Here is a 24,673-nt window from a genome sequence, read left to right as displayed (position 1 = left end):
TCCTTTAAGCATGTTTTTGATTTGCCATAACCGTTTCTTTATCTTGATACTGGATATCATAAATGCGTTGATAAGCTCCATTATTCTGTAGTAAAAATTCATGTGTTCCTCGCTCAGCGATTTCTCCATTCTCAAGGACTAAAATTTCATCCGCATGCTTTAATGATGAAATCCGATGAGCAATGATGAACGTCGTACGTCCCTCCATTACTTCCTTCAACGCTTTTTGAATCTTAAATTCTGTCTGCATATCTACAGCTGACGTCGCATCGTCGAGAACAAGGATGCTCGGATTGATTAAAATTGCCCGGGCAATAGAGATCCGTTGCTTTTGACCACCTGAAAGGCCCATTCCTCTTTCGCCTAACAATGTGTCATAGCCTTTAGGCATTTCCATGATGAAATCATGTGCTTGTGCACGCTTAGCAGCATCAATAATTTCATCCATTGTCGCCTCAGGATTTCCGTAAGCAATATTATCTTTGATCGATGTAGAAAATAAAAATGGCTCTTGTAAAACAAAGCCTATATTTTTACGTAGTTGAGCCAATGGGTAATCACTGACAGGTTTCCCATCAACTAACACTTGACCCTCTTCTGGTTCATAGAAACGGGTGATCAACTGTGTAATACTCGTTTTCCCTGCACCCGTACCACCTATTAAGCCAATAACTTTTCCAGGAGGTGCATCGAAGCTAATATTTTTTAGAGCTTGGTCGTCTTCTTCAGCATATGTCAACGTAACATCTGCAAAAGTAACATGACCTTCTATGTGATCTACATCCTCTGTTGGATGATCATTGATTTCCAAATCTGATTCTAAAATTTCCAACAATCTTTCACCGGAAGCTTTTGCTTGTGAGAATTGGTTGACGACGAACCCTAAATTCATCAATGGTCCTAAAATATACCAAACCAAACTGAAAAATGCGATCAACCGACCGACGGACAAGTCACCTTGAATAACTAAGTAACCACCAAAAGCGAGTAATGCAACAACACACACATTTCCGATAAACTCCATTAACGGAAAATAGCGTGCCCAAATTTTCGCCGTGTCCAAATAATGTTGTCGATAATTCTCGCCTTTGTCTGTAAACCGATCGATTTCAAAATCTTCACGTGATAGTGATTTGACTGTGCTCATTCCCGAAATGTTTTCTTGAACACGCGTATTCATTCGTCCAAACGATTTACGAATTCCGCGGAAAGCCGGGTGAACGCGCCGGTCGAATTTATACACGATAATTCCGAGAAATGGCATAGCTGCCATCGTAACTAAAGCGAGTGGTACAGAATAGAAGAACATCACGCCTAAGCTGACCGTGATTAATAAGAAAATCCTTAACAATTCAGAAAATCCAAATGATAAGAAGAAACGGAATCCCTCAACATCTGCCGTCAAACGAGACATGAGATCCCCTGTTTTTGCATTGTCATAGTACTTAAAAGAAAGTCGTTGTAATTTTTTATACATCTCATCACGTACGGCATAAACGGATGAAATCCCAAACAAATCACCTAAATATTGATTGAAATAAGTTGCAATTGATTTCACAATCATTAATCCAACAAAAATTAAAGCGATGTATGGAACTAGATAAAAACGTTCTTGTGCTACGACATCGTCAATCGTGATTTGTAGCACAATTGGATAAATGACGGTAATGCCCGCTACAAAAACAAGTGAAATAATAGAAAAAATAAAATACCACCGATAAGGCCAATAAAATTGCTTTAACTTCTTGAAAACTTCCATGCTGATCCCTCACTTCTATAAATACCTTTGCCTTATTAATATATCGGGTTCCGAAATAAATTTCCACCCTTTTGTCTAAAAAATTATTATTTTCACTCAAATTAGATTTTAATTACTTTGTTTGAAGAATTGAATCTTAGGGTATATATTGATGATATTGAGTGTTTTTTGTTTAATACATATAATTAAAGAACAATTTACACTTAAGAAAATTAGTTGGTTAAAGGGGTTATTTGAATGAATTTTGATTTTGATTGGAGCTCACTCTTAAGCTCTGCTTTAACAATTTCAGGAAGAATATTGTTATTAATTATTTTATTTTTGATTATTAAACCAATTGGCAAGAAATTGATCACTGGCTTAATGAATCAAGTGGCCTCCAAACAAAAGTTAAGTGAAGGTAGAAAGAAAACATTGAGCAACTTACTTCTCAACGTGTATAGCTATGTATTGATTTTCTTGTTTGTCGCTATGTTGTTACCAATCTTTAATATACCAATTGCACCGCTTTTAGCTGGTGCAGGGATTATTGGATTAGCTATTGGATTTGGCGCACAAGGATTAGTCAGTGACATCGTAACAGGATTTTTCATTTTGATTGAAAAGCAGATTGATGTGGATGATTACGTTACAGCTGGTGGAGAAAATGGAATCGTTGAAGAGTTAGGTCTTCGGACAACTCAAATTAGAAGTTTCGATGGAACGCTAAACTACATTCCAAATCGCTATATACAAAATGTTAATAATCATACTCGCGGAAATATGCGTGCACTAGTGGATTTTGGTATTGCTTATGAAGAAAATATCGACCATGTGACACAAGTCATTCAAAAAGTTTGTGATGAAATGAGCGAGAATCCTTTAATTAAAGAAGGACCTGATGTCGTTGGTGTACAATCCCTTGACGACTCACAAGTCACTTTACGAGTCATCGCACAAACGGAGAAAAACGAACAATTCGGCATAGAGCGAGAGCTAAGAAAACGAATTAAAGAAGCCTTGGATGAGAATAACATTGAAATCCCTTACCCTCATCAAGTCAATGTTCCTAAATCATAAACTTACTTTTATAAGTACTAAAAAACCCTTTGCAAGTCCTTTTCAACGGACTTGCAAAGGGTTTTTGTTTGTATTATTACTCTTCCCATTCCAAAACTTCTAATCGATTGCCGAACGGATCGTTTAGATAGATTCTCTTAGCATTTGGCAATTGATTATCTACTGTGTAATTGACTTTATGATCTTCTAATAAAGCGATGAATTCATCAAGCTCGTCAACCTCAAAAGCGGGATGCGCTTTTTTAGCTGGCGTATAAGGTTCTTCGATGCCGATATGAAGCTCAAAGTCACCAAATCGGAACCACACGCCCCCGTTTACTTCTAATGATTCTGGCTTCTTCACTTCTTCCATCCCGAGAAGGCCAGCGTAAAATTCTCTTGCTTCATATTCAGAGCCTGTTGGTGCAGTCAACTGAACATGATCAATTTTTTTAAACATATGATCCATGTTTTGAAATCTCTCCCGTTATAATTTTTCCAATGTAGCGGTAACCGCTTCAATACCGACTTGTATTGCTTCTTCCCTCGGTTGAAGTTTACTATGATGAAGTCCATATGGTGATTCGACTCCCAACCAAAACATAAACCCTGGAATATTTTTAAGAAAATATCCGAAGTCTTCCCCAGCCATTGAGATTGGTGCTTCTTGGTAGTGTACAGAAGTATTTTCAACTGCAGCCTTGAAACGTTTTACAGAGGCGGAGTCATTATCAACCATATAGTAGCTAGCCCCAAAATCTACAGCAGTACGACAATGATAACGTTCTTCAATCCCTGCCAACAACGACTGGATGTGTTCTCTTAAAAGTGGTATCACTTTCGGGTCCAATGTTCTCATGGTCCCTTCTATTCTTGCATATTCTGCAATAATATTTCCAGCGGTTCCGGCTACCATCTTACCAAGCGTGACGACCGCTTCACTAAGTGGGTCAGTAACGCGTGCTACCAACTGCTGAAGTTGCATATTAAAGGCACTTGCTGCCATCAACATATCAGAAGTTTGATGTGGATATGCAGCGTGACCACCTTTTCCATAAAAATCGATAAATAGTTCGCTAGTATTCCCAAAAAGGATTCCTGGCTTCGTGGCCACTGTACCTACCGGCAAAGAAGGATCTATATGAAGTGCAAAGATGACGTCTGGACGGTGATGTTGAAAAAAATCACTCGTCTGCATCGGCTCTGCACCTCCTGGGCCTTCTTCAGCTGGTTGGAAAATGAATAAGACGTCATCTTTTAATCGATTTTCAACCACTTCTGTTAACGCACCGAGAGCAACTGTCATATGAACATCATGTCCACATGCATGCATATATCCTTCATGGTTCGACGCAAAATCATATCCAGTCTCTTCTTTGATTGGAAGTCCGTCGATATCGGCGCGGTATCCGATTATACGATTTCCCTCTATTCCTTTTACTAAAACGAATAATCCTGTTTTCCACTTTTCGACATGAAGATGTTCTTGGGGCAAGCGATCAATCATTGATTGCAAATAAGCCTGTGTTTTATATTCTTGATAACCGATTTCTGGTATTTGATGTAAATCTCTTCGTACTTGTATCCAATCTCTCTCCACTCTTTTTCAAACCTTTCCAATGAAAAATCGATATACATATGCAAATAAGCGGGCTATCGAAAAAATCGAAGTCCCGCTTAGATGTAAGTTAGTTATCTAACTTTCTCAATTCTTTTTTGATTTCTGTTTTGGATTTTGTTTGGTCATCAATCTCTTTGATTACTTTTGCAGGTGTACCAGCCACAACAGTATTTGGTGGTACATCTTCTGTTACAATCGCACCAGCTGCGACTACGGCACCTTTACCGACAGTAACACCTTCCAATACGACTACGTTTGCACCGATGACGACGCCATCTTCTACGATCACTGGTTTTGCGGATGGTGGCTCAATGACACCAGCCAACACAGTTCCAGCTCCGATATGACAGTCTTTACCGACAGTTGCTCTGCCACCAAGCACGGCGTTCATATCGATCATCGTTCCTTCACCAATAGCGGCACCAATGTTAATTGACGCGCCCATCATGATGACAACACCGTCACCAATTTCAACTTGGTCACGAATAAGTGCGCCCGGCTCGATTCTTGCGTTAATTCCTTTCAAATCCAATAAAGGAATTGCTGAATTACGACGATCATTTTCAATTACATAATCGTCGAAGATATTTTGATTATCTTCAATGATCTTTTCGATATCCTTCCACTCACCGAATAAAACGCCGGTGTCACCTTGAATAAAGTCTTTTACGTTATCAGGATACTCAATAGCATCCAGCTTACTGCCTTTTACATATACCTTTACAGGTGTCGATTTTTTTGCATTTGAAATAAAATCAATAATTTGATTAGCGTCCATCATGTCCACTTCAAATTCCTCCAATACTATTCTGATCTCTAGATTGTTTTTTGCTGGTAGAATTGATTCCTTATTTGCTTTAATAGCTGCCTTCTGGTTAAGATGCCTTCCATTGTGTTGGAATGATTTACGACACAAACAAAATTATGATCAATTAATAAATGTAATGCTTTTTCAAGTGTATCATCCAATTGTAACGTTTTTATATTATAATCCATTACATCTTTTACTGTTTTCTCATCAAGCAAATCAACCTCGATTTGATCTAAACCGAACATTCTCTCAATAATATGTGATTTGCTGATTAATCCTTTAAACGTGCCGTCATAATCTAAAACTGGCACTGCGTTATATCCAGTCTTAGTAAGTACGAGCAACGCATGCTTCAATGGATTGTTCAATTGGACGTGAGCCACTTTGTCAGAATCGATCATGTATTCATTCACTAATTTTTGTGTGAGATCAAATTCTGTCACATTAAGCATTTAGTCTCCCCCTAACCTTAATGGAAGTGGTAATCTCTTTCTCCAGTCATCATAATTTTATCACAAACCACATCGAATGAGTAATGAAAGCATTATTCGGCTATGTAAAGTTCGAGGCAGCCTCAATGAAACAAAAATTAATATCACATATAGAGGAATTTGGTTACCTTGATTCATCTCACAGCTGTCTGACTAAAGAGTAAAGGCGTCCAGCACAAGTGTCCAGACGCCTGACATCCTTTGATTGAATAGACGCAAACTAATCCATGAGCTTCATCATGAAATGATTATTTAGAACGGATAATCATTTAACCATTGACCGCCGTCCAATGTAATCACTTCTCCATTTAAATACGTCGCTTTGTCGGAGAACATGAAATACGCCAACTCAGCAATCTCCTCTGGCTCACCTAGTCGCTGCAATGGAACAGATTGAAGCGTTCGTTTTGCTGCTTCTTCAGATAACCATAACTTTTCAGAGCCACCAGTGCGATCAATCGGTCCCGGTGCAATTGCATTAACTCGAATACCGTATTTTCTACCCCATTCAACCGCCAAAGTACGTGTCAACGAAAGTACACCAGCTTTCGCGGCAGCAGAGTGAGCAACATATGCCCCGGCATTCCATGCATAAGTGGCGACCATATTTGTAATACAGCCTTGTATCCCCTTCTCAATCCAATACTTTCCGACGATGGAAGAGCAGTTAAACGTTCCATTCAATACGATATCAATAACAGATTTCCATCCATTCGGTGTTAATTTTTCAAACGGGACAATAAAGTTCCCTGCAGCATTATTTACTAAGAAATCGATACGTCCAAATGTCTCATCCGCGACCTGCACCATTCTTTCAACATCTTCAGGGTTTCTGACATCCATAGCTACGGACAATAAATTTGAATCATCTGAAGCGATTTCTTTTTTTGCATCATTTAACTTCTCTTCATTTCTACCTGTAATTACGACTTTAGCTCCTTCTTCATGGAATTTTTTAGCCATATACTTACCCATTCCACTTGAGCCACCTGTAACAATAACAACTTTATTTTTCATTATTTTCCCTCCCTCTTGAATACATTCGAGAAAGAGTAGAAAATTCCTTCAAAAAATGAATATTCATTCATTTGTCTTCAGTTACAAACAGTTAACCTCCATGCTATAATGCAACTAATTGAACAGAAAGGTGATTAACCGCTTATGAATCGGAGAACATTTCTAAAACGGTTTTTATTAGGAACAATTGGCTTGGCCGGAGCAGGTTATGGTGGTTATTACTACGCTCACGAAATTGAACCTCGTTGGGTAAAAATTGTTCGAAATGATATCGAATCAGAGCGAATCCCTGCTTCCTTTGACGGTTTTACGTTTTTGCAATTAAGTGATACACATATCGGATTCAATTATGGATTGAAGGAACTGGATGATTTAATTCAAACAATTGGAGAATTAGATCCAGACCTTATCCTATTTACCGGTGACCTAATAGATGATCCATCCACAATTACGAATCAGCAATACGCACAAATAATTGATAAATTAAGTAACATCAAATCACGCCACGGAAATTACTGGATATACGGGAACCATGACCACGGTGGATATGGAACTGAAAAGATTGCTCAAGTGATGTCTTCTGCAGGTTTTCAACTATTAAAAAACGAAACGACGAAAATTCAAAAAGACGGTGATCACATCAATCTATCTGGATTGGACGATGTTTTACTCGGAAATCCTGAGATTACCCAATTAATTGATGAATCAGAGCAAGACCACTTCAATATCCTTCTTTCACATGAACCGGATTTTGCAGACACGACGAAAAATTATCCATTTGACGTTCAACTATCAGGGCACAGTCACGGTGGTCAGATTCAGTTGCCGATCATCGGCTATATTATTACACCTATTTTGGGAGAGAAATATGTAGAAGGAAGCTTTACGCTCGGTCAAAGACCTTTACAGTTATTTGTTTCAAAAGGGTTAGGGACAACTCGCCTTCCCTTTCGTTTTCTATGCCGCCCAGAGATTAACCTATATACATTGAGAAAAAAGTGATTTATATCCCAGTTTTCTATGATTTGTTGAAATTTCTTCAAGTTTGAACCCTTTAAAATTCTTATAAGGTGTTAGAATGAGAGTAAATAAAGCAAAGTACTGGGGTGGCACGCAATGAATTTCAATAAAATTTTAATTGGGTTACTCGCTATTATGTCGATTACGATACTTTCAGCGTGTGGAGAAGATGAGTCAGGAAAATATGCTCCGGACCCTCAACTTGAAACAGAAGTAGAGAATTTCGAATATACAAATCAAGATGGAGAGACTGTCAGCCTTGAGGACCTTAAAGGAAATTACTGGGTGGGCACCTTTATCTTCACTAACTGTGAAACGGTTTGTCCTCCGATGACTGCAAACATGTCGAAAGTACAATCCGAAGCGAAAGAAAAGGATATTGATTTACGATTTGTAGCATTTTCCGTCGATCCAGCAAACGACGATCCAGAAGATTTGAAAGAATATGGCAATCAATTTAATGCAGACTTTAGTAATTGGGATTTTTTAACTGGATACAACCAAAAGGAAATCGAAAGCTTTGCGGCAAATTCATTTAAAACATTGGTTGCGAAAGTAGATGGTTATGATCAGGTAAACCATGGAATATCATTTTTCCTCGTTTCACCTGAAGGAACCGTTCTAAATATGTTTTCTGGTACTGACCAAGAAGAGTTTGGTCAGATCACAGATTATGTAGAATATTATAAGAAAGATTAAAACGAGCTCATTCACAGCTCGTTTTTTTCTTCACTTATATTTAATTCTTGTTTTTCTTCATCTGTGATAAACTTTTAACAGTAATGGTAGCAATCAATAAAAGTCCGAATAACATCAAGGATATTAATACGTTCAATAAAAATTGATACCTTTCATTCGCACTTGTTAATTGCGTAGACAAAAAACTAAAATCACTAAATACCCAAAATAGCAATATGAGCGTTGTGAACATAAAGCTCAATGTTTTCGTCCCGTAACGCTTTAAACAAAAACGAATAAATCGGTTGACTCCTAGATAACTAAATGTCGTAATAATCAATAACAACAATACAACGAGATAATTTTCTGTGATGATTAAATACATCTCTTTGAAAATCATTTTTTTCACCCCATCAACATTATGGGCAATAAAATGACAATTCAATCAATATAGACAAAAGGAATGATAAATCAATGGAGCATTTACTAAATGATACTGTAAGAGGAATTGAAATTTCAGGAATTCGTAAATTTTTTAATTTAGTTGGCGATCAAAAAGATATTTTATCGTTAACGATTGGGCAACCTGATTTTCAAACACCAGACCATATTAAAGAAGCAACCAAACAAGCGTTAGACAATAATCATACACAGTATACACCAAATGCAGGTTTGTTAGAGCTAAGAGAAGCCATTAGTCATTTCGTCTACTCAAACTATCAATTATCTTATCGACCTGAAGATGAAGTAATCGTTACGGTTGGTGCATCCCAAGCGATTGATATCGCCTTACGGACAATACTTTCTCCTGGTGACGAGGTCATTTTACCAGGACCAGTATATCCGGGCTATGAACCGTTAGTTCGCATGGCTGGAGCTACGCCAAAACATATAGATACGCGCACAAATGAATTCAAATTGACCGCAGATCTTTTAGAGGACCATTTGACGAGCAAAACAAAATGCGTTATTCTCTCCTATCCATCGAATCCAACTGGTGTCACGTTAACTAAAGAAGAACTTCGGGATATTGCTAATTTAATTGGTGGAAAAGAAATTTTTATTATAGCTGATGAAATTTATAGTGAACTAACCTATGAACAAAAACACACTTCTATTGGGGTTTTTGACTCTGTACGTAATCAAACGCTTATCGTCCAAGGTCTATCCAAGTCACATTCGATGACGGGATTTCGTTTAGGATATCTTCTTGCACCGAAAGAGATTCAGCAGCACGCTCTGAAAGTTCACCAGTATAATGTTTCATGCGCTACTTCGATCAGTCAGTATGCTGCATTAAAAGCACTGACAATTGGAAAATCAGACCCAATTGCAATGAAAAATGCTTACAAAGATAGACGCGACTATGTTCTTAAGCGGCTTCAGGACATGAAGCTCGATGCAGTTGCTCCAGATGGAGCTTTTTATGTGTTTGTCAAGATTCCTACAAATGAAAACAGTTTTGATTTCGCTATGAGGCTAGTTAATGAGGCAAAGCTTGCTTTTGTTCCTGGAAGTGCGTTCTCGAAATTTGGAGAAGGTTACCTGAGACTTTCATATGCTTATGATATGGATATATTAAAAGAGGGGTTAAATCGGCTTGAACAATTTTTAGCTCAATAACTATTGTTTTTAAATTTTTGTTGAAGCTCGATGTATTCATTTATTAGTTGATCAAGCTCTTGGGAGGCTTGGATAGATTCATCACTAAGTCTTCCTTTTTCTGTTGCTTGTTCGATCATTTCTTCTCGAAGTTTTTCGATTTCTTTTTCGAGCTGGCTAAGTTTATTTCTCATTTGTTACAGACCACCACCCTGGGGAATTCTTTTTCTATAGATTATTTATAAAATTAGTGTTGCAATGCTCACTGCCTTGGTTTCATAAAACATAAACAGTAATACTATATTATAATAACGAGTGAAAAAGCAACCGTTTTGAACGTGCATTCACATAATAACTTTCTTGACATCATTTTCACTATTATATACAGAAACGTATGTTCTAATTATACATTCTGTGAGCTTATTTAGGAAGTGAAAAGCTTTTTGTAATACAATGGAAAGAATGCAGTCAAACACGGTTGTTTCTATCTTTTTTCATCTGATTTATAGAGCCTATTTGTTTAAATCGATAAACAATTTAATTAATAATACCCTTTCGTCTTATAAACAAAACAAGCTTTTTAAGAGGTAGATAAAATGGATGGATTAAACGTTTAAGAATTATGTAACAGGGTAAATAAAAACGATGACTTAAAGAAGTTGAAACATAATTATGGTAAACTATTTATTGTACAATCATTAAAATGAACTTCCTTATATAGAAGTATCAGAGAGCGGAAAGGAAGAACAAAAATTGAAAAAAGAGTTATTAGAATGGGGTAAAGCAATTATTATTGCTTTGATTATTGCTTTTTTCCTTCGTACTTTTGTGTTTGCGACATCCATTGTTGAAGGTGCGAGCATGGATCCAACATTGGAAGACGGTGAAAGAGTTATTTTCAATAAAATTGTTTACTTTGTAAATGAGCCAGATCGCGGTGAAATTGTCATTATCTCGCGTGAAACTAAAAATTACGTCAAACGTGTTATTGGGAAACCAAATGACACTGTTGAGTATAAAAACGATACACTTTTCATAAATGGGAAAGCTTACGAAGAAGATTATCTCTCTGAATCTTTACAACATGAAACAGAAGCATTTGGCCCTGTGGAAGTACCTGAAGGAAAATATTTTGTGATGGGAGATAATCGATCGATTAGTAAAGATAGCCGCAACGGATTAGGTTTAATTGATGCTGATGATATTATCGGCCGTTCCGAATTTATTATCTTTCCTTTCGATCATATTTCAATGACTCGATAAAATAATAATTTAATTCTGCGAAACAATAACCCCGGATCGTGGACGTATATAACAATCGTCTACAAACCGGGGTTATTTCGTTACTAACAATCGATTTTACTAGCCAATCGAACGACTTCTATTACCTTTTATACGTACTAAGATTCATCGGTAGCTGAAGTAATGATTCATTCAGTTCCTTCAATCGTTGATCAATTCGGTGTAATAAATAGAATGTCACCAAAATTGGAAAACCAATTTCCGGAATCCACGTAAGCCATTGCTCCATGTCTATCCCTCCCTTTGCAGCTTGTCTCATCCACGAATGAATTGATGGTCGTGCAGCACCCCTGATTGAGTGCTTGAAAATGAAAAGCGGCTGAATAGAGTCTTCCTCTATCCAACCGCCTTTTAATTAATCAAGAGAAATTTCTTCGACTGTACGGTCGACGACTTGAGCACTATCCATACTGACATATGAGCCGCCACTTGATGTAAATACATTTTGATCGATAATATCCTGCATAGCTTGTTTAACGGCAACTGGATCTACAGGCTCCTTAGGATCGTCTAGTGAAACGGTTGATAACCGACCTGCTTCATTACGAAATTTTAATTCAATTCGTTTCATCTTCCCAACCTCCTTTTTTGTATTGTTTTACATTAGTTTTGAATATTGTACGAGTTGTTTCGAACAATTTGGTGAAGTGGATGCGCCTGTAAATTAGCTAAAGAATTAGCTACGGTATAAAGTGCTGTTGCATCCGCTTCAGTATTCACCTGGTTGAAGTTTTTTCGTTTGATAATGACCTCACCCTCTTGGTCAATGCCTGTTTCAAACAATAGCTGGAGTTGTGTATCTAATTTTAATTCGCTCGCCATCTGTCTGCCCCCTCCTTTCAACCTTATAATCGTTAAGAACAGAAAAAAAGTGTGAAATGTATTGAAACATTTCACACTTTCTTTACGTCTAATTATAAGGGAGCAATTCCTTAAGTGATGACTATTGGCTTGCGTTATCAAATATACAGTAACCAATGAACGTAACAAGAACAGCCATCATGACAATACCTAATACAACTTCCACTTTCGTTGCACCTCCTAAGGTTGCTACTAACAAATCTCTATATATTATATCATACCAAAAAACAAAGTTTCTATGGAAATATTCATATAAAAACTTTTACCATTTAGCCATGAACTTCACCATTTTTTCACAACAATCTATGCTAAAATAGAGTTAATAGACCATTGAAAGGCGAGCGACAGGTGATTGAATGAAATATTGTACACAATGCGGCACACAAACTGAAAAAAATGAACGATTCTGTCTCGTCTGTGGTGCTGAAATACCTGACTTAGATGAACGGATTCCAGATGATGGCTTTAACCGATGGTGGTTATTACCAATTATTATGTTGTCCGTTATTTTAGCTGGCGGAATCATTATGCACTTCTATTTAGAGCACCAAAATAGTGAAACGATAAATGCTTACGAATTAGGGATTCAGCATGCAGAAGAAGGCCATTATACACAAGCTTTGGAAGCATTTGAAGAAGCCGTATCATTAAAAAAGAATTTCCAAGCTGCTAAAACTGCTAAAGAATTTATGGAAGTAGCTCTCACAGTAGAGTCTAAAATCCAAGATATTGATAAATTGATTGAAGAACAGGAATTCCAAGAAGGCCTGCAGCTTGCACAAGAAGCAGAAGATCAATTGGAATCTTACAAAGGTGAAGTGACGCAACAACTTCTGGATCGTATTATTTCAAAAAGGAATGAAGTTCGGGTTGCACAAATAGAACAACAATTTAGTGAAAGTCCATCTTTTGAAGAATTGAAAATTTTATTATGGCAAATCCACTCCATTAATGTCGAGAAATCAGAAGAGTTAATTCAAGCAATGGAAGACCGATTTATCAATGATACATTTTCCCGAGCGAGCGAAAATCTCCAAGACAACCAATTCACGACAGCCCTTAACATTGTGGAAGAAGGCTTACGGTACCTTCCTGAAAGTGAGCGGTTAAAAAACTTGAAGTCAACCATCGAAAAACAAAAAGTAGCGTTCGAAACAGAGCAACAAAAGCGGATTGAACAAGCTTTAAGTCAATATGAACTAGAACAGGATCATAACAAAAACAATGCTGTGGAAGTTGTCAAAGTAACAGCGAAGCCTGATGAATATGGTGATATCGTTGTTAAAGGAGAAATTAAAAGTGTGGCAACCGTACCCATTCAATCAGTTACTGTGAATTACTCGTTATACGATGAAAACGATGAATTATTAACTGAAAACGAAACATTTCTATATCCAGAAACACTCTATCCAAATGAGACGGGGAAATTTGAATATATTCATTATGAAATGCCTGAAAAAGTATCCATTGAGATTAACCAAATTTCATGGTTCCTTGATGACGAATAAGGGGAAGTGATCCGATGTACCGAGCAAAAAAAATAATACTACCAGTCTTCATGACGATCCTTTTACTAATCACTGGAGTGTCTCTTTATTACGTCTATTTTAACCAATGGCAAGAGCAAGCCATTGGCGTCTCTTCTGATTTGGTAGGAACCGTTAAAAAAGATGAGGAAGAAACAGACAAAACTAAGGATCTACAAACCATTATCCACGATGCAGAAAAGCACGTCGTCCAGATTGAGACGACCGGTCCTTATGGCAAAAATATCGGATCAGGTTTCGTTTACAACGATAAAGGCGATGTGGTGACAAATGCGCACGTTGTTCAAAATGCTTCAGAAGTATATGTAAAAACATCTGATGCTCAAAATTATGTTGGTGCCATTATCGGAATCGGTGAACGTGATGATATCGCTTTGATCCGCGTACCCCAATTAGCAAACAACGGCGGCTTAGAAATAGATGTTCGATTAACACCAAATACGGGTGATGATATTATTGCCATCGGCAGTCCACATGGATTTCAAAACACCGTCACAATTGGAACCATCTCCGGAAAAAACAGAAGCTTCACAGTCGATGGGTCTGATTATGAATATAACAACTTGTATCAGATTACAGCCGATATCTCTACAGGAAATAGCGGTGGTCCATTAATCCATAGAAAAACAGGTACTGTCATTGCCGTAAACTCAGCTGCCACGTCAGAAGGAGATATGGGCTTTAGTATTCCTATCACCCAAGTATATGATCGATTGTTAATGTGGTCAGACACCGCAAGTAATGAAGAGTTAAATTACGATGGAGATCCTAACGGTTTCATGAATGTAACCGATGACCAATTATTAAACGATGTGCAATACTTAATTGATTATTTTTATGAAACATTGAATTTACGTGATTACTTTACAGCCTATTCGTTATTGGGCAGTGAAGAACAAGTGGAATATTCATATCCAGAGTTCCGTGAGCTCTATGTTGTATCCGGTGAGATCAAACGATCAGATATTGAAATTGAGATTAATAAAGACAAAAGCACATCAGTGACCGTTTTATCTGACCACCAAATCTTACAAAACGAAGAAGTCCAAGAGACACATCACTATCGCACAAACTTTGTTATTGGGTATGAAAATGATCAACTGAAAATACTCGATTTGAAAAGAGAACTGTTATCAAAGACAGAACATAGCGAAGAAGATGAAAACGCATCAGATGAAAAATCTTAAAAAAATCGATTCAAATTAGGTAGATGCCCCTTCCCAGTCATTCCATCGAAACATAGATATATAGTGATGAATGACATGGAGGTGATGTAATATGGGAGGATACAACCACTGCGGAGGTCAAAACAACTTTGTAAGTCCTGGTTATGGAGGTAACAACTATGGTTGCGGATATAACAATTTCGCGTTAATCGTCGTTTTATTTATATTGCTAATCATTGTTGGTGCCGCATTTTATTGCTAATTGAACGAACAAAGATTATAAATACGGAAAACGCCAATCGTACTTTGATACGATTGGCGTTTTTTTATAAGAATTTCTTTTAGGATTGTTTATTGAAATAAATTATCCGATATTAATTTTCTCTTTTGGATAACGGTATGTTGATTCTTGACGATCACGATTTAATGAAAATAAGAAGGTTAAAATACCTATTCTCCCGATAAACATCAATGTAATTAACAGTATTTTACTGACGTTTGTCAATTCAGGCGTAATCCCCATCGATAAACCGGTTGTTCCGAATGCGGATGTCACCTCAAAAATAATACTAATCAATGGAAATGGCTCAATTACGCGTACGATTGTCACGACAACAAACGTCATGATTAATGCTAAGAATGTGACGACGACCGCTTTGAATAAATCTTCTTCTTCGATTTCTCTTCCGAATATTTTCACTCTAAACCGGCCTCTGGCAAATTGAAGGATAAAAATAATGACCAGTGCAAAGGTAGTCGTCCGTATCCCTCCACCAACACTACTTGGCGAGGCTCCAATAAACATCATTGATGACAAAAACAATTGTGTTTGCTCAGTAAATTCATTGATATCCATTGTCGTTAAGCCAGCACTTCTAGCCGTTGTTGATTGAAATAATGCATAAAAAATCGTTTCATGCCAGCTTTTATCCGCAAAGAAATGATTAAATTCCAAAAGCAATACGACAATAAATGAGAAACAAAGTAAAACAAAGTATGTTAATGAAGTTAATTTAGTAAATAATGAGAAGCGTTTCATCGTCCGCTCTTGTTTCGATACTTGTAGATACTCTTTCACTTCAATTAATACAGGAAATCCGATCGCTCCGGAAATGATTAAAAGCATAACGATGAATTGAATGAAATAATCATTTTGATACGGTATGAGCGATGCCCCAGTGATATCAAAACCACCATTGGTAGTCGCACTCACCGCCGTAAAGAAACCGTGATAAAAAGCTTCCCATATCGAATCATAATATGTCATGAAATATGTGCCGAGAATTAGGAACCCAATGAATTCGATACCCAAAATGACAAAGAACATTTCTTTAACTAAGCGCACGATACCAGAAATGGACTTTGTATTTTGATCTGTCATAATAAGGCGCCGTTCTTTAAAACCTATCTTTTTACCCAGGACAAGCCAAATTAATGTACCTAAAGCCATGACACCCAATCCGCCAGTTTGAAGCGCCAACGCAATGGTGAAAATGCCGAAGACCGAAAATGAATCAGCCGTTGATACAACTGTCAAACCGGTTACACTTACTGCACTCGTCGCAGTAAATACAATATCCATAAAACTCAAATCTACGCCTTCTTTTTGTGCAATCGGCAATGAAAGTAGAAATACGGTAACAGATACGGCAGCGAAATAATAAATCGAAATCAGTTGAACAACTGATAATCTGTCCAATAATGGTTTTTTTTGAATAGTTGGATTCATGATACGTTCTCCTTTGCAGCGGCATAAACCCTTATATTTATTTTTGATAAGCTTCAAGGGTTTCATTTGCACTGACTTCAAGCGGTCTATTTCAAGGTAATTAAGTGCTTGTGCTTGTGCTTGTTATTAAAAAATAGGAAAACCCTAACTGAACTTTCCATTCAGATTAGGGGTTAAAGTATGCTCTCTTGATTTTTTTCCTTGAATTTAGTCAATAACTGTTCACCTTGATAGCCGGCTTCGATTAAATCTTGTAATGTTTGTTCTACTAATTCACGTTCACGATTGACCATATTGCCAATGATGACTACACTGATGCTATCATCCACTTCCTCAATCGTTTCAACTTTTCCGACAAGTGTTGCTTTTGAGTTTTCTTTCTTTGTAATTCGCACTTGGAAAACCATTTCTCGGTCTTTGTCTAGCTTATTTCTAAAAAATTCTTCGTAAGTTTTAGGCATGAAGCTTTCCACAAGCCAACGATCCCGGTCAATTTCACGATCGATAATTAAGCCATCGTGAAACTCGATTTCTTTATTTTGAAGTTCGTCGCCTAGTTTTTCTAATGTTGTAAGGGAGATTAATTTGAATGTTTTCATACAATCTTCCTTTCCTTAAATTAACCTCATTATATAAGATAGCTAGAGAATAGAAAAGCCTTTATTAATTAGATTGCAATTTGTCACTTACTTCCTGGATTTTTTGATCGATGGATGTTAATCGTTCAATCGCTTCTTCATTCTCCATTTGCAAATAATGATGGCCACCTTTTGGTAGTTCGTCCATCTCATCCGCTTCGTAAATGATTTGTTGTAATGGTGTTCGGAACTCTTTTACGGAAAACGGTAGGTAAGAGTCTGTGTGCAATAGAATCGCAATGGCAATCTCTTTTGCCTTCACTCTGTTTTCACCTAAACGAATTAATAACTTATGCGCTCGTTCAGCACCTTTAATCGCGTGGATATCATGTCTTCGGTATTCATCATAATCCCACTTTCCTTCTCTGTACCATTCAAAATGTCCCATATCATGTAGTAATGCTGCTTTCGTAGCAAGTTCAGGATTTTCTTTACGTTCACTTGCGAGTCGATAGGCAATTTCCGTAACGTTTACAGCATGATGGACGCCTGACCGTCTCAAATATTTCTGAGTGATTGGGTGTTTAAAAATCTCGACTAATGTGACATAGCCCATTGTACATCCCCTCCTGATTTTAATCATTAATATACCATAATTTAATGACTCGGGCGATTAATTCCTAAAATGTATAAACTTTAAAAAATTATTTACTATAATTTAAAATATCGTGAAAAATTTCGAAAAAATCCTATTTAATTATCAAAAATAACCGATAAACATAGTAAATACTGTTTTTCGGGGGTGAAAAAATGGAAAATACGGCTCAAACGATCGTCACCAATACGTTGCACTTAAAGAACCGGTTATCCATTGTTTTTTTATTTGTTGTTATGGTACTTGGAACGAGCGTGACTTATTCGATCGGACAGACAAAATTGGTCATATTAACCATATTAATCGGAAGCCTAGTTACCTTATTACTAGTCAGTACACTTGTTTATTTCAGAAAGTTATCAAATGTTGTTCCTTACATACTTATTTCAGGGATCTCTTTAATCATCGGTACGATTTTAACCGTTGCGACAACATCTGGACAAACAGCCGCTTTAATTTACTTTTTATTAATCACAAGTTCTTTCTATCTATCTTTACCCATTTTCTTATTTGGTTTCACAATTAGTATCGGATTATTCATCACATTTATCTATATACATGGAGAAACTTTTTTATTTGATTACACAACATCATTGTTGATTTTCACATTGACAAGTATTGTCCTGTTGTTACAACTTGTCATTACATCACGAAACCAAAAAATAATGGATGAACTCCAAACGAATAATGAAGAAGCAATTCAGAAGGAGCAAAAACAAAATCAATTCATCGAGCAACAAACGAAAAAGATCCAACAAAGCATGGATGGGATTGAATGGCAATCGAATACACAAAAAGATGCATTAAATGAAATGAACCGAGCTATACAAGAGATTGCATCTGGTACGGAATCTCAAGCAGGAACAATTTCTGATATTCACCAGTCCATCGGCACAACATCGATGTTATTAAAAAATATGGTTAGTGATTTAAATCGTATAGAGTCAGAGACTGAAACAACGAGAGCGAATGCTGAAAAAGGAAAGGTTGAGTCAAATGAACTCGTCGATGAGATGAGAACCTTCCAAACGAATATCCAAGAAATGAAGTCAGCATTCAATGAATTAAGTGAAAAAGTGGATTCATCTGTATCTTTTATTCAGTCTATTCAAGACATAACTGAACAAACTAGCCTGCTTTCTTTAAATGCATCGATTGAAGCAGCTCGTGCAGGCGAGCATGGGAGAGGATTTGCTGTTGTCGCAGCAGAGATCCGTAAGCTAGCAGATCACACGGAGCAAACGGCCAAACAAATCTCGAATAACTTAACAAGTATGAAAGATTCCAATGAAACAACCGATCGACAAATCCATCTTATTGATCAGCAAATGAAAGAGCATATTGAATCAATTACGGAAAACAGTGAGTTATTCGGTTCATTTTCGGATAATGCCAACACTTTAATGAGCCAAATGAGAAGCTTCAAAGAACTAGCTGATGAGGTGAATGAGCATGCAAGACTCATAGAGGATTCTATGAATGACTTCTCATCAACTGTAGAACAATCGACTGCTTCCGTTGAAGAAATCAGTGCTACTGTTCAAAACCAAGCGAACCAGAACGAAGAGTTACATGGAGAGATTGAGCGAACAACTCAAGCGTTGCATGAATTGAATCAACGAGCTTAAAAATAATGAAACCCGAACGATTTAGATTAAGATCGTTCGGGTTTTATTATGAATATTAATCACAACAATTTGTTTCCAACAGTAATTTTTTCAGTTAAGGCTGCAAAGTAAGTTGTTTACCAGAATAATTATCAATTCTTGTCTCATGGTAATTGCCTTCTATCCAATCATCTAATTGATTCTGATAAAATTCACTGCGATAATGCTCAGACTGACCAGGACCTACAATATGATAGCCTGAATTAGGATCAGCCAGGTCGTTGACGAATCGCCAGCCAGCTCCGTGATTAACAATTCCGTTTTCTTTACTTCTTGCTGCCATCACAGTGACACTACTTCCGCCGAATGGCTGAGGTGGATCAGGATTGAAAAAACGTTCTAAGAAAGAAATGCCAGATAAATTGTGTGCAAAATAGATTTGGTGGTAATCTCCCCACTTCCATTCATTCAAGTTCTCACCATATTCATCTGTAAGATGTTGAATCGTTTCACTGAAAGAATCGGATAGCAATTGATCTAATCCTCCATTTTGCTTTATCCAATGCAGCTCTTCACCTTCATATGAACGAAGTATCAGTTGGTCCGTTGTTTGACCCATTCCTTTGAACATCGACAGGACTTCTTCAGGCAATTCCTCGCCATATAAATTCTCCTCAATTTGTCTCAACATTTTATGGAAAATCAGTGGTGCCGCTTCCTCTTTATGATCTTCAAAATCCCATTCGGCTAATAGTTTAATCGCCTGCTCTTCCTCTTGCGAATCCGCTTGATTGCCTAGAACATCCATAAATATTGGCACGAATAATTCTGCTTGTTTATTTTTCTCATCCATTTGCAGCTCCATCATGTCTTCTGCAGTCAAATCATCTTTTGATGATAAATACTCCTCAATCCTTGAATAACGATAAGGTTGGGCCCATACATGGCTAATGTGATATGGATAAGAGTCACCAATGACTTTATTATTTGCCGTTGCTATAAAGTTTTTCTCCGGATTCACGATTGTTGGCAGTTCATCAAATGGAATGAATTCATCCAATGTATACTGGCTATCCCAACCAGGCATTGGTAACAAGGCATCATCAGGGTTTTCATAAATCGGTATCTTTCCATTTGCCTTATATGCAATCGTTCCATCCTTGGAGGCAAACATAAAGTTTTGGGCTGGTGCGTGGAATCCTTCCAATGCTTCCTCAAACTCCTCCCAATTTGTAGCCCGATTGAACTCTAATAAAGCTTTTAATTCTGTTGTAGCGTCTAAAGCTGTCCAATCAACCGATAAAACAGTATCTCCTTCAACTTCACCAACGCCATTGGCAAATTCAGATATGACCGGTCCGTGAATCGTTTCAATCACTTCATAGTCAATTGATTCTTGACCATCCACGTGAATGGTTTCCGTAATGACGTCGGCTTCATACCACTCACCGTCATACTCAAATTTTGTCGGATCGTTTTCATGTCTTCGTTCTAAGTATAATTGCTGTACATCAGGACCGACATTCGTAACTCCCCATGCAACTTGGTCGTTATGTCCTAAAATGATACCAGGTACACCAGCAAATATTACACCGGATACATTATAGTTAGGTGACTCTAAATGACTCTGATACCAAATCGAAGGTGTCGACAATCCTAAGTGCGGATCATCTGATAGAATCGGCGAACCAGATTTAGTCTTTTCACCACTCACTGCCCAATTATTACTCCCATTAAACTCATCTGGGATAACTGCTTTAGAGAGACTGGCAGTTACATCGACATATTCTTCTTCCATGATGTTTGTTGGGCCATTTTCTGGATAAGCCGGGAATAATTCATAGGCAACTTCTTCATCGAAATGATTCATTAAATAATAATTAAACGCCTGCCGTTCCCAATGCCCACCTAAATCGAAGGCCATAAACTTTCCGATTGTCAGTGAATCCAATGGTGTCCATTCTTTCATTTCACTCAACCCTGCGAGTTTAAATTCAGCTGGCATGGAATTTGTCGTTTCCATCTGCTTGATATATGCGTTTACACCATCTGCATAAGCTTGTAATACATTAAGAGATTCCTCGTCATATATTTCTAACGATTTTTCTGCAGCCCTACGTAAGCCCAATGTCCGAAAATACTTGTCTTGTTCAAGCATACTTTCACCAATGACTTCGCTTAACTGGCCGGATGCCTGTCTCCTCGATAACTCCATCTGAAAAATCCGATCTTGCGCTGTTATGTAGCCCTGTGCATAAAATAAATCTAAATCATTTGCCGCTTGAATATGTGGGACGCCTGTTTCATCGTACACAACCGTCACTTCCTCTTCTAGACCATTCAAAGTTACTGTCCCTTCTGTCTGTGCAAGCGACCGATTGATGTAAGCGTTTACGTAAATCAGTAAGCTTATAATGACGACAGCTAGAATCGCCAAGACGATGAGCGTCCATTTTAGCCACTTATTCATCTTTTTCTTCGGATACACTGGATCCAATTGAATTGCTTCTTTCATCGACTTTCCCCCTTCAACTCTATATAGATATAATATTACAAAAATTCTATCTAATTAACAAATTTTTGTACTTTTCATGAATAGCATTTACTCACCCTCTCCCCCTCTATATAATAGATAAAAGAAGAGACACGTTGCTCTCATAAAAAACTGAGGTGATGATTTGAGTAATAAAAATAAGGTCTTTTTAGTATTCGGTATCTTTTTGCTAGGATTAATCATCGTAATCGTAACGGCTACTTATTTTGGATTACAAAAAGATCCTGAGCGAACAGAGGAAGTTAAAGTAAAAGCTGCCGACTATTTAGATAAACATTTTACAGATGAGATGGAAATCGTTGAAGTCATGTATGACAATGCTTCTATCTATGAGCAATTCTCTTATGCAGCGATTGTTCAGCCGGTCAACAATCCTGATTTCCAATTCTTAGTTTACCCTCATCGAAAAACGGGTGAATATACAGATAGTTACGTGGCTGAAGTATGGGAAGACGAATTAGAAGAATTCTTAATGCCTCGTTTGAAAGACAAATTTGGGCAGAATGTTATTAAAGAATTGTGGTTGACATATCCGAAGGACATAGGCGACCAACTGAATATATCCCATGACGATATCCCTTCATTAAAGGGACAAGATACAGGGGTCGTTATTCGTCTCACACTCTCAAGAGGTGAAAAGGATAACGATGAAGAAGCATTAGAAGAATTATTAAATGAAATGAAAAATGAGTTATCTATTGAACGTGGTCACTTTACGTTATCTTTTTCGGAGAAGTCACTATTCCTTAAAGATAAAAACATTAACAAGAATTTCTAAGTACATTAAAAATACGAATACAATGTATAACGTCAGACCCCAGTTGGATTCAGTATCACATCCAACTGGGGTTTGGCTTTGGTTAAAACTTCATAGTTCTTAAATCCTTTATATGATAATTCGCTTTAAAGGTATTTATTTATGTCTGTTTCGATTTTTTCTGGCTTTGTTTGGGGTGAGTATCTTTCAACGACCTTTCCTTCTCGATCAACCAAGAACTTCGTAAAATTCCATTTAATTTCACCGCCAAGCATCCCCTTCTTCTCGCCTGTTAAATATTGAAATAACGGATGTTGCTCTTTACCTTTCACATCTGTCTTTTTATGCATTGGAAACGATACACCATAATTCGTCTGGCAAAAATCCAGGATTTCATCAGAGTTATCGAATTCTTGATTCATAAATTGATCACTCGGAAAACCAAGCACGACGAAACCTTGGTCGTGATAAGTTTCGTATAACTTTTGCAACCCTTCAAATTGATTCGTAAAACCACATTTACTTGCTGTGTTAACGATTAACATTACTTGATTGGCATAGTTACCTAGGGTAGCTGTTTCCCCGTTCATTTTTTCAACGGAAATATCATACACTGTACTCACGATGTGTACCTCCATTATTTTGACTTCTACTCTTAATTATACGAGTACACTTATGACGAAACAAATAATCTGAATCTTCCACTGAACGTTCCTACCAATCTTTTAATGATTCAAAAGCTTTAACTAAAAAATCCCTTTGCTGGGAAAGGGATTTTTTATATTAGCTATTACGTACAACGAGTTGAGGTCTGGAAATGACTAGCATAATAATAATTGCTGCAGATAAAATAAAACCGGGAATCAAATAAGTCGAGTTATACACTAATGAATAAATCCATACAGGTTGGCCTTCCGGTGCAAAATGAGCAAAGAAAATTACCCCTGCTAAATAGTGAGCAACGAAACGGATAGCCATGCCTATGAATGTCCCAAAGATTATAAGCATGGACACTTTAGTTTTATCATCATTTTGCAAGCCGCTTTTAATGCCACTTGCAAATATTCCAGCCGCACCAAGTCCAACGAACGCAATAATGTAATCCAGTAATCCTTGTAGCCAGTGGACTACGACACCTCCAAATACTAGATCCAAGACTCCGAAAAGCAACCCAGAGGCAAGTCCTGCTTTTAATCCCCAACGGAACGCAATGATAAAAACTGGAATCATCGCAAATGATACCGAACCACCTTGTGGCCAAATGGTAAATTGCAACCCTGGTATGGTGTCGAGCAGAAAAGCTAACGTTGTTAATATCGCTATTTCCACTAACATCAATGTTTTATGATTCATAATAATTCCTCCCCTTCTGTATCTCTTTCAAGACAACAAAAAAAGCAATCCTAGGGAGGCTTCATTAATGGGTCACCCAGCATTGCACCATTGAAGCCACATCCCTACGCTAGTGCTAACTAACAGGTTCAAAGGGTTTAGAGCATCACACTCAGTCTCAGCCATACCAATGGCTCCCCCTGTGGTCTTGTCGATTCACTTTTTTTGTCACCTTCATTATAACCGACCATCCGTATAACTTCAAGGTAGTCTGACCAACCGCGTCATGCTCTTGGGAAAATTCAACAAAAGATGTATACTTAAGATATGTAGAATGTTGTTATTCATGATAAATGGAAACTTGAGTACGCTTTGATGACTATATAAAGGAGATGGGCGTATGTCTTTAAAATCGAAAATTTACAAGTTCCTTCGTATTTGGAATGATGTAGACGCCGTTAGAAAGGGACGTGTAGGCCGACGTGTCGGTAGGCGCGTTGCTGGTAAAGGATCTGGGAAATTACTGAGGAAACTATTTAAATAAGGAG

Annotated in this window: 28 protein-coding genes and 1 riboswitch; of the genes, 11 read left to right on the top strand and 17 right to left on the bottom strand. The window is 37.4% G+C overall.

Features of this window, described 5'->3' with window-relative positions:
* Positions 1-4: 4 nt before the first annotated feature.
* Complete coding sequence (locus FPQ13_RS07250; protein ID WP_144088674.1) at positions 5-1,759, bottom strand: ABC transporter ATP-binding protein; 1,755 nt, start codon at positions 1,757-1,759, stop codon at positions 5-7.
* Positions 1,760-1,996: 237 nt separating this feature from the next.
* Between FPQ13_RS07250 and FPQ13_RS07245 the strand changes: the two genes are divergently transcribed.
* Positions 1,997-2,818 (top strand): mechanosensitive ion channel family protein, encoded by an 822-nt coding sequence (locus FPQ13_RS07245; RefSeq protein ID WP_144088673.1) that lies wholly within the window; start codon positions 1,997-1,999, stop codon positions 2,816-2,818.
* A 76-nt stretch (positions 2,819-2,894) separates the two neighbouring features.
* Here FPQ13_RS07245 and FPQ13_RS07240 read toward each other — a convergent pair whose 3' ends face one another.
* The 5 genes from FPQ13_RS07240 to fadH all read right to left on the bottom strand — a co-directional run bounded on the left by FPQ13_RS07240 (position 2,895) and on the right by fadH (position 6,737).
* Complete coding sequence (locus FPQ13_RS07240) at positions 2,895-3,266, bottom strand: VOC family protein (protein ID WP_144088672.1); 372 nt, start codon at positions 3,264-3,266, stop codon at positions 2,895-2,897.
* A gap of 18 nt (positions 3,267-3,284) precedes the next feature.
* Positions 3,285-4,397: an N-acetyldiaminopimelate deacetylase gene (locus tag FPQ13_RS07235; RefSeq protein WP_144088671.1), complete on the bottom strand. Its 1,113-nt coding sequence runs from the start codon at positions 4,395-4,397 to the stop codon at positions 3,285-3,287.
* An 88-nt stretch (positions 4,398-4,485) separates the two neighbouring features.
* Positions 4,486-5,205 (bottom strand): 2,3,4,5-tetrahydropyridine-2,6-dicarboxylate N-acetyltransferase, encoded by a 720-nt coding sequence (gene dapD, locus FPQ13_RS07230; RefSeq protein WP_186279591.1) that lies wholly within the window; start codon positions 5,203-5,205, stop codon positions 4,486-4,488.
* A 29-nt stretch (positions 5,206-5,234) separates the two neighbouring features.
* Positions 5,235-5,681 (bottom strand): cyclic-di-AMP-binding protein CbpB, encoded by a 447-nt coding sequence (cbpB, locus tag FPQ13_RS07225; protein WP_144088670.1) that lies wholly within the window; start codon positions 5,679-5,681, stop codon positions 5,235-5,237.
* A 291-nt stretch (positions 5,682-5,972) separates the two neighbouring features.
* Positions 5,973-6,737 (bottom strand): 2,4-dienoyl-CoA reductase, encoded by a 765-nt coding sequence (gene fadH, locus FPQ13_RS07220; protein WP_144088669.1) that lies wholly within the window; start codon positions 6,735-6,737, stop codon positions 5,973-5,975.
* 144 nt (positions 6,738-6,881) lie between these two features.
* Between fadH and FPQ13_RS07215 the strand changes: the two genes are divergently transcribed.
* Positions 6,882-7,739, top strand: coding sequence for a metallophosphoesterase (locus FPQ13_RS07215; RefSeq protein ID WP_144088668.1), 858 nt, complete (start codon positions 6,882-6,884; stop codon positions 7,737-7,739).
* Between the two features lie 114 nt (positions 7,740-7,853).
* Positions 7,854-8,456, top strand: a complete 603-nt coding sequence (locus tag FPQ13_RS07210; RefSeq protein ID WP_144088667.1) for an SCO family protein — start codon at positions 7,854-7,856, stop codon at positions 8,454-8,456.
* 40 nt (positions 8,457-8,496) lie between these two features.
* On the opposite strand, the gene FPQ13_RS07205 is transcribed toward FPQ13_RS07210, so the two are convergent.
* Entirely contained in the window at positions 8,497-8,835 is a 339-nt protein-coding gene (locus FPQ13_RS07205; RefSeq protein WP_144088666.1) for a hypothetical protein, read from the bottom strand.
* A gap of 74 nt (positions 8,836-8,909) precedes the next feature.
* On the opposite strand from FPQ13_RS07205, the gene FPQ13_RS07200 reads away from it, so the two are divergent.
* Positions 8,910-10,058: an aminotransferase A gene (locus tag FPQ13_RS07200; RefSeq protein WP_144088665.1), complete on the top strand. Its 1,149-nt coding sequence runs from the start codon at positions 8,910-8,912 to the stop codon at positions 10,056-10,058.
* On the opposite strand, the gene FPQ13_RS07195 is transcribed toward FPQ13_RS07200, so the two are convergent.
* A complete protein-coding gene (locus tag FPQ13_RS07195) occupies positions 10,052-10,231 on the bottom strand; it encodes an aspartyl-phosphate phosphatase Spo0E family protein (protein ID WP_144088664.1) in 180 nt (59 codons plus the stop codon). The two genes, FPQ13_RS07200 and FPQ13_RS07195, sit on opposite strands and share 7 nt — an antisense overlap.
* Before the next feature lie 559 nt (positions 10,232-10,790).
* On the opposite strand from FPQ13_RS07195, the gene lepB reads away from it, so the two are divergent.
* The gene (gene lepB, locus FPQ13_RS07190; RefSeq protein ID WP_144088663.1) at positions 10,791-11,300 is read left to right on the top strand and encodes a signal peptidase I; all 510 of its coding nucleotides are present in this window, start codon (positions 10,791-10,793) and stop codon (positions 11,298-11,300) included.
* Between the two features lie 121 nt (positions 11,301-11,421).
* Here the strand turns inward: lepB and FPQ13_RS07185 are convergent, their stop codons facing one another.
* The 3 genes from FPQ13_RS07185 to FPQ13_RS07175 all read right to left on the bottom strand — a co-directional run bounded on the left by FPQ13_RS07185 (position 11,422) and on the right by FPQ13_RS07175 (position 12,161).
* Positions 11,422-11,568 (bottom strand): YvrJ family protein, encoded by a 147-nt coding sequence (locus FPQ13_RS07185; RefSeq protein ID WP_144088662.1) that lies wholly within the window; start codon positions 11,566-11,568, stop codon positions 11,422-11,424.
* A gap of 126 nt (positions 11,569-11,694) precedes the next feature.
* Positions 11,695-11,910 carry a DUF2922 domain-containing protein gene (locus FPQ13_RS07180; RefSeq protein WP_144088661.1) on the bottom strand — a complete coding sequence of 72 codons (216 nt, stop codon included), beginning with the start codon at positions 11,908-11,910 and terminating at the stop codon, positions 11,695-11,697.
* A gap of 32 nt (positions 11,911-11,942) precedes the next feature.
* Complete coding sequence (locus FPQ13_RS07175) at positions 11,943-12,161, bottom strand: DUF1659 domain-containing protein (RefSeq protein WP_144088660.1); 219 nt, start codon at positions 12,159-12,161, stop codon at positions 11,943-11,945.
* 395 nt (positions 12,162-12,556) lie between these two features.
* Between FPQ13_RS07175 and FPQ13_RS07170 the strand changes: the two genes are divergently transcribed.
* From FPQ13_RS07170 to FPQ13_RS07160, 3 genes are all read left to right on the top strand, one after another.
* Entirely contained in the window at positions 12,557-13,708 is a 1,152-nt protein-coding gene (locus FPQ13_RS07170; protein WP_144088659.1) for an FxLYD domain-containing protein, read from the top strand.
* A gap of 14 nt (positions 13,709-13,722) precedes the next feature.
* Entirely contained in the window at positions 13,723-14,934 is a 1,212-nt protein-coding gene (locus FPQ13_RS07165; RefSeq protein WP_144088658.1) for a S1C family serine protease, read from the top strand.
* Positions 14,935-15,025: 91 nt separating this feature from the next.
* A complete protein-coding gene (locus FPQ13_RS07160) occupies positions 15,026-15,175 on the top strand; it encodes a YjcZ family sporulation protein (protein ID WP_144088657.1) in 150 nt (49 codons plus the stop codon).
* A 102-nt stretch (positions 15,176-15,277) separates the two neighbouring features.
* Here the strand turns inward: FPQ13_RS07160 and FPQ13_RS07155 are convergent, their stop codons facing one another.
* The 3 genes from FPQ13_RS07155 to FPQ13_RS07145 form a co-directional block, all read right to left on the bottom strand.
* Positions 15,278-16,642: a TrkH family potassium uptake protein gene (locus tag FPQ13_RS07155; RefSeq protein ID WP_144088656.1), complete on the bottom strand. Its 1,365-nt coding sequence runs from the start codon at positions 16,640-16,642 to the stop codon at positions 15,278-15,280.
* Positions 16,643-16,815: 173 nt separating this feature from the next.
* Positions 16,816-17,241 carry a YwpF family protein gene (locus FPQ13_RS07150; RefSeq protein WP_144088655.1) on the bottom strand — a complete coding sequence of 142 codons (426 nt, stop codon included), beginning with the start codon at positions 17,239-17,241 and terminating at the stop codon, positions 16,816-16,818.
* Positions 17,242-17,305: 64 nt separating this feature from the next.
* Positions 17,306-17,836, bottom strand: coding sequence for an HD domain-containing protein (locus FPQ13_RS07145; protein ID WP_144088654.1), 531 nt, complete (start codon positions 17,834-17,836; stop codon positions 17,306-17,308).
* Positions 17,837-18,030: 194 nt separating this feature from the next.
* On the opposite strand from FPQ13_RS07145, the gene FPQ13_RS07140 reads away from it, so the two are divergent.
* The gene (locus FPQ13_RS07140; protein ID WP_144088653.1) at positions 18,031-19,503 is read left to right on the top strand and encodes a methyl-accepting chemotaxis protein; all 1,473 of its coding nucleotides are present in this window, start codon (positions 18,031-18,033) and stop codon (positions 19,501-19,503) included.
* Positions 19,504-19,597: 94 nt separating this feature from the next.
* Here the strand turns inward: FPQ13_RS07140 and FPQ13_RS07135 are convergent, their stop codons facing one another.
* The gene (locus FPQ13_RS07135; protein WP_144088652.1) at positions 19,598-21,997 is read right to left on the bottom strand and encodes a penicillin acylase family protein; all 2,400 of its coding nucleotides are present in this window, start codon (positions 21,995-21,997) and stop codon (positions 19,598-19,600) included.
* Between the two features lie 163 nt (positions 21,998-22,160).
* Here FPQ13_RS07135 and FPQ13_RS07130 point away from each other — a divergent pair, with 163 nt between their 5' ends.
* Complete coding sequence (locus FPQ13_RS07130; RefSeq protein WP_144088651.1) at positions 22,161-22,814, top strand: hypothetical protein; 654 nt, start codon at positions 22,161-22,163, stop codon at positions 22,812-22,814.
* Positions 22,815-22,939: 125 nt separating this feature from the next.
* Here FPQ13_RS07130 and FPQ13_RS07125 read toward each other — a convergent pair whose 3' ends face one another.
* Positions 22,940-23,416, bottom strand: a complete 477-nt coding sequence (locus FPQ13_RS07125; protein WP_281281195.1) for a glutathione peroxidase — start codon at positions 23,414-23,416, stop codon at positions 22,940-22,942.
* A 160-nt stretch (positions 23,417-23,576) separates the two neighbouring features.
* Positions 23,577-24,146 carry an energy-coupled thiamine transporter ThiT gene (thiT, locus tag FPQ13_RS07120; RefSeq protein WP_236782532.1) on the bottom strand — a complete coding sequence of 190 codons (570 nt, stop codon included), beginning with the start codon at positions 24,144-24,146 and terminating at the stop codon, positions 23,577-23,579.
* A gap of 84 nt (positions 24,147-24,230) precedes the next feature.
* Positions 24,231-24,336, bottom strand: a riboswitch (TPP riboswitch).
* A gap of 189 nt (positions 24,337-24,525) precedes the next feature.
* Here thiT and FPQ13_RS13450 point away from each other — a divergent pair.
* On the top strand, positions 24,526-24,669 hold the full coding sequence (locus tag FPQ13_RS13450) for a hypothetical protein (protein WP_186279590.1): 144 nt from the start codon (positions 24,526-24,528) through the stop codon (positions 24,667-24,669).
* The last annotated feature ends 4 nt before the right edge of the window (positions 24,670-24,673 follow it).

Origin of the sequence: Allobacillus salarius, assembly GCF_007559425.1 — a bacterium.
GTDB lineage: Bacteria > Bacillota > Bacilli > Bacillales > Alkalibacillaceae > Allobacillus > Allobacillus salarius.
The sequence above is the reverse complement of the archived record's forward strand: the minus strand, read 5'-3'. Positions and strand labels throughout refer to the sequence as shown.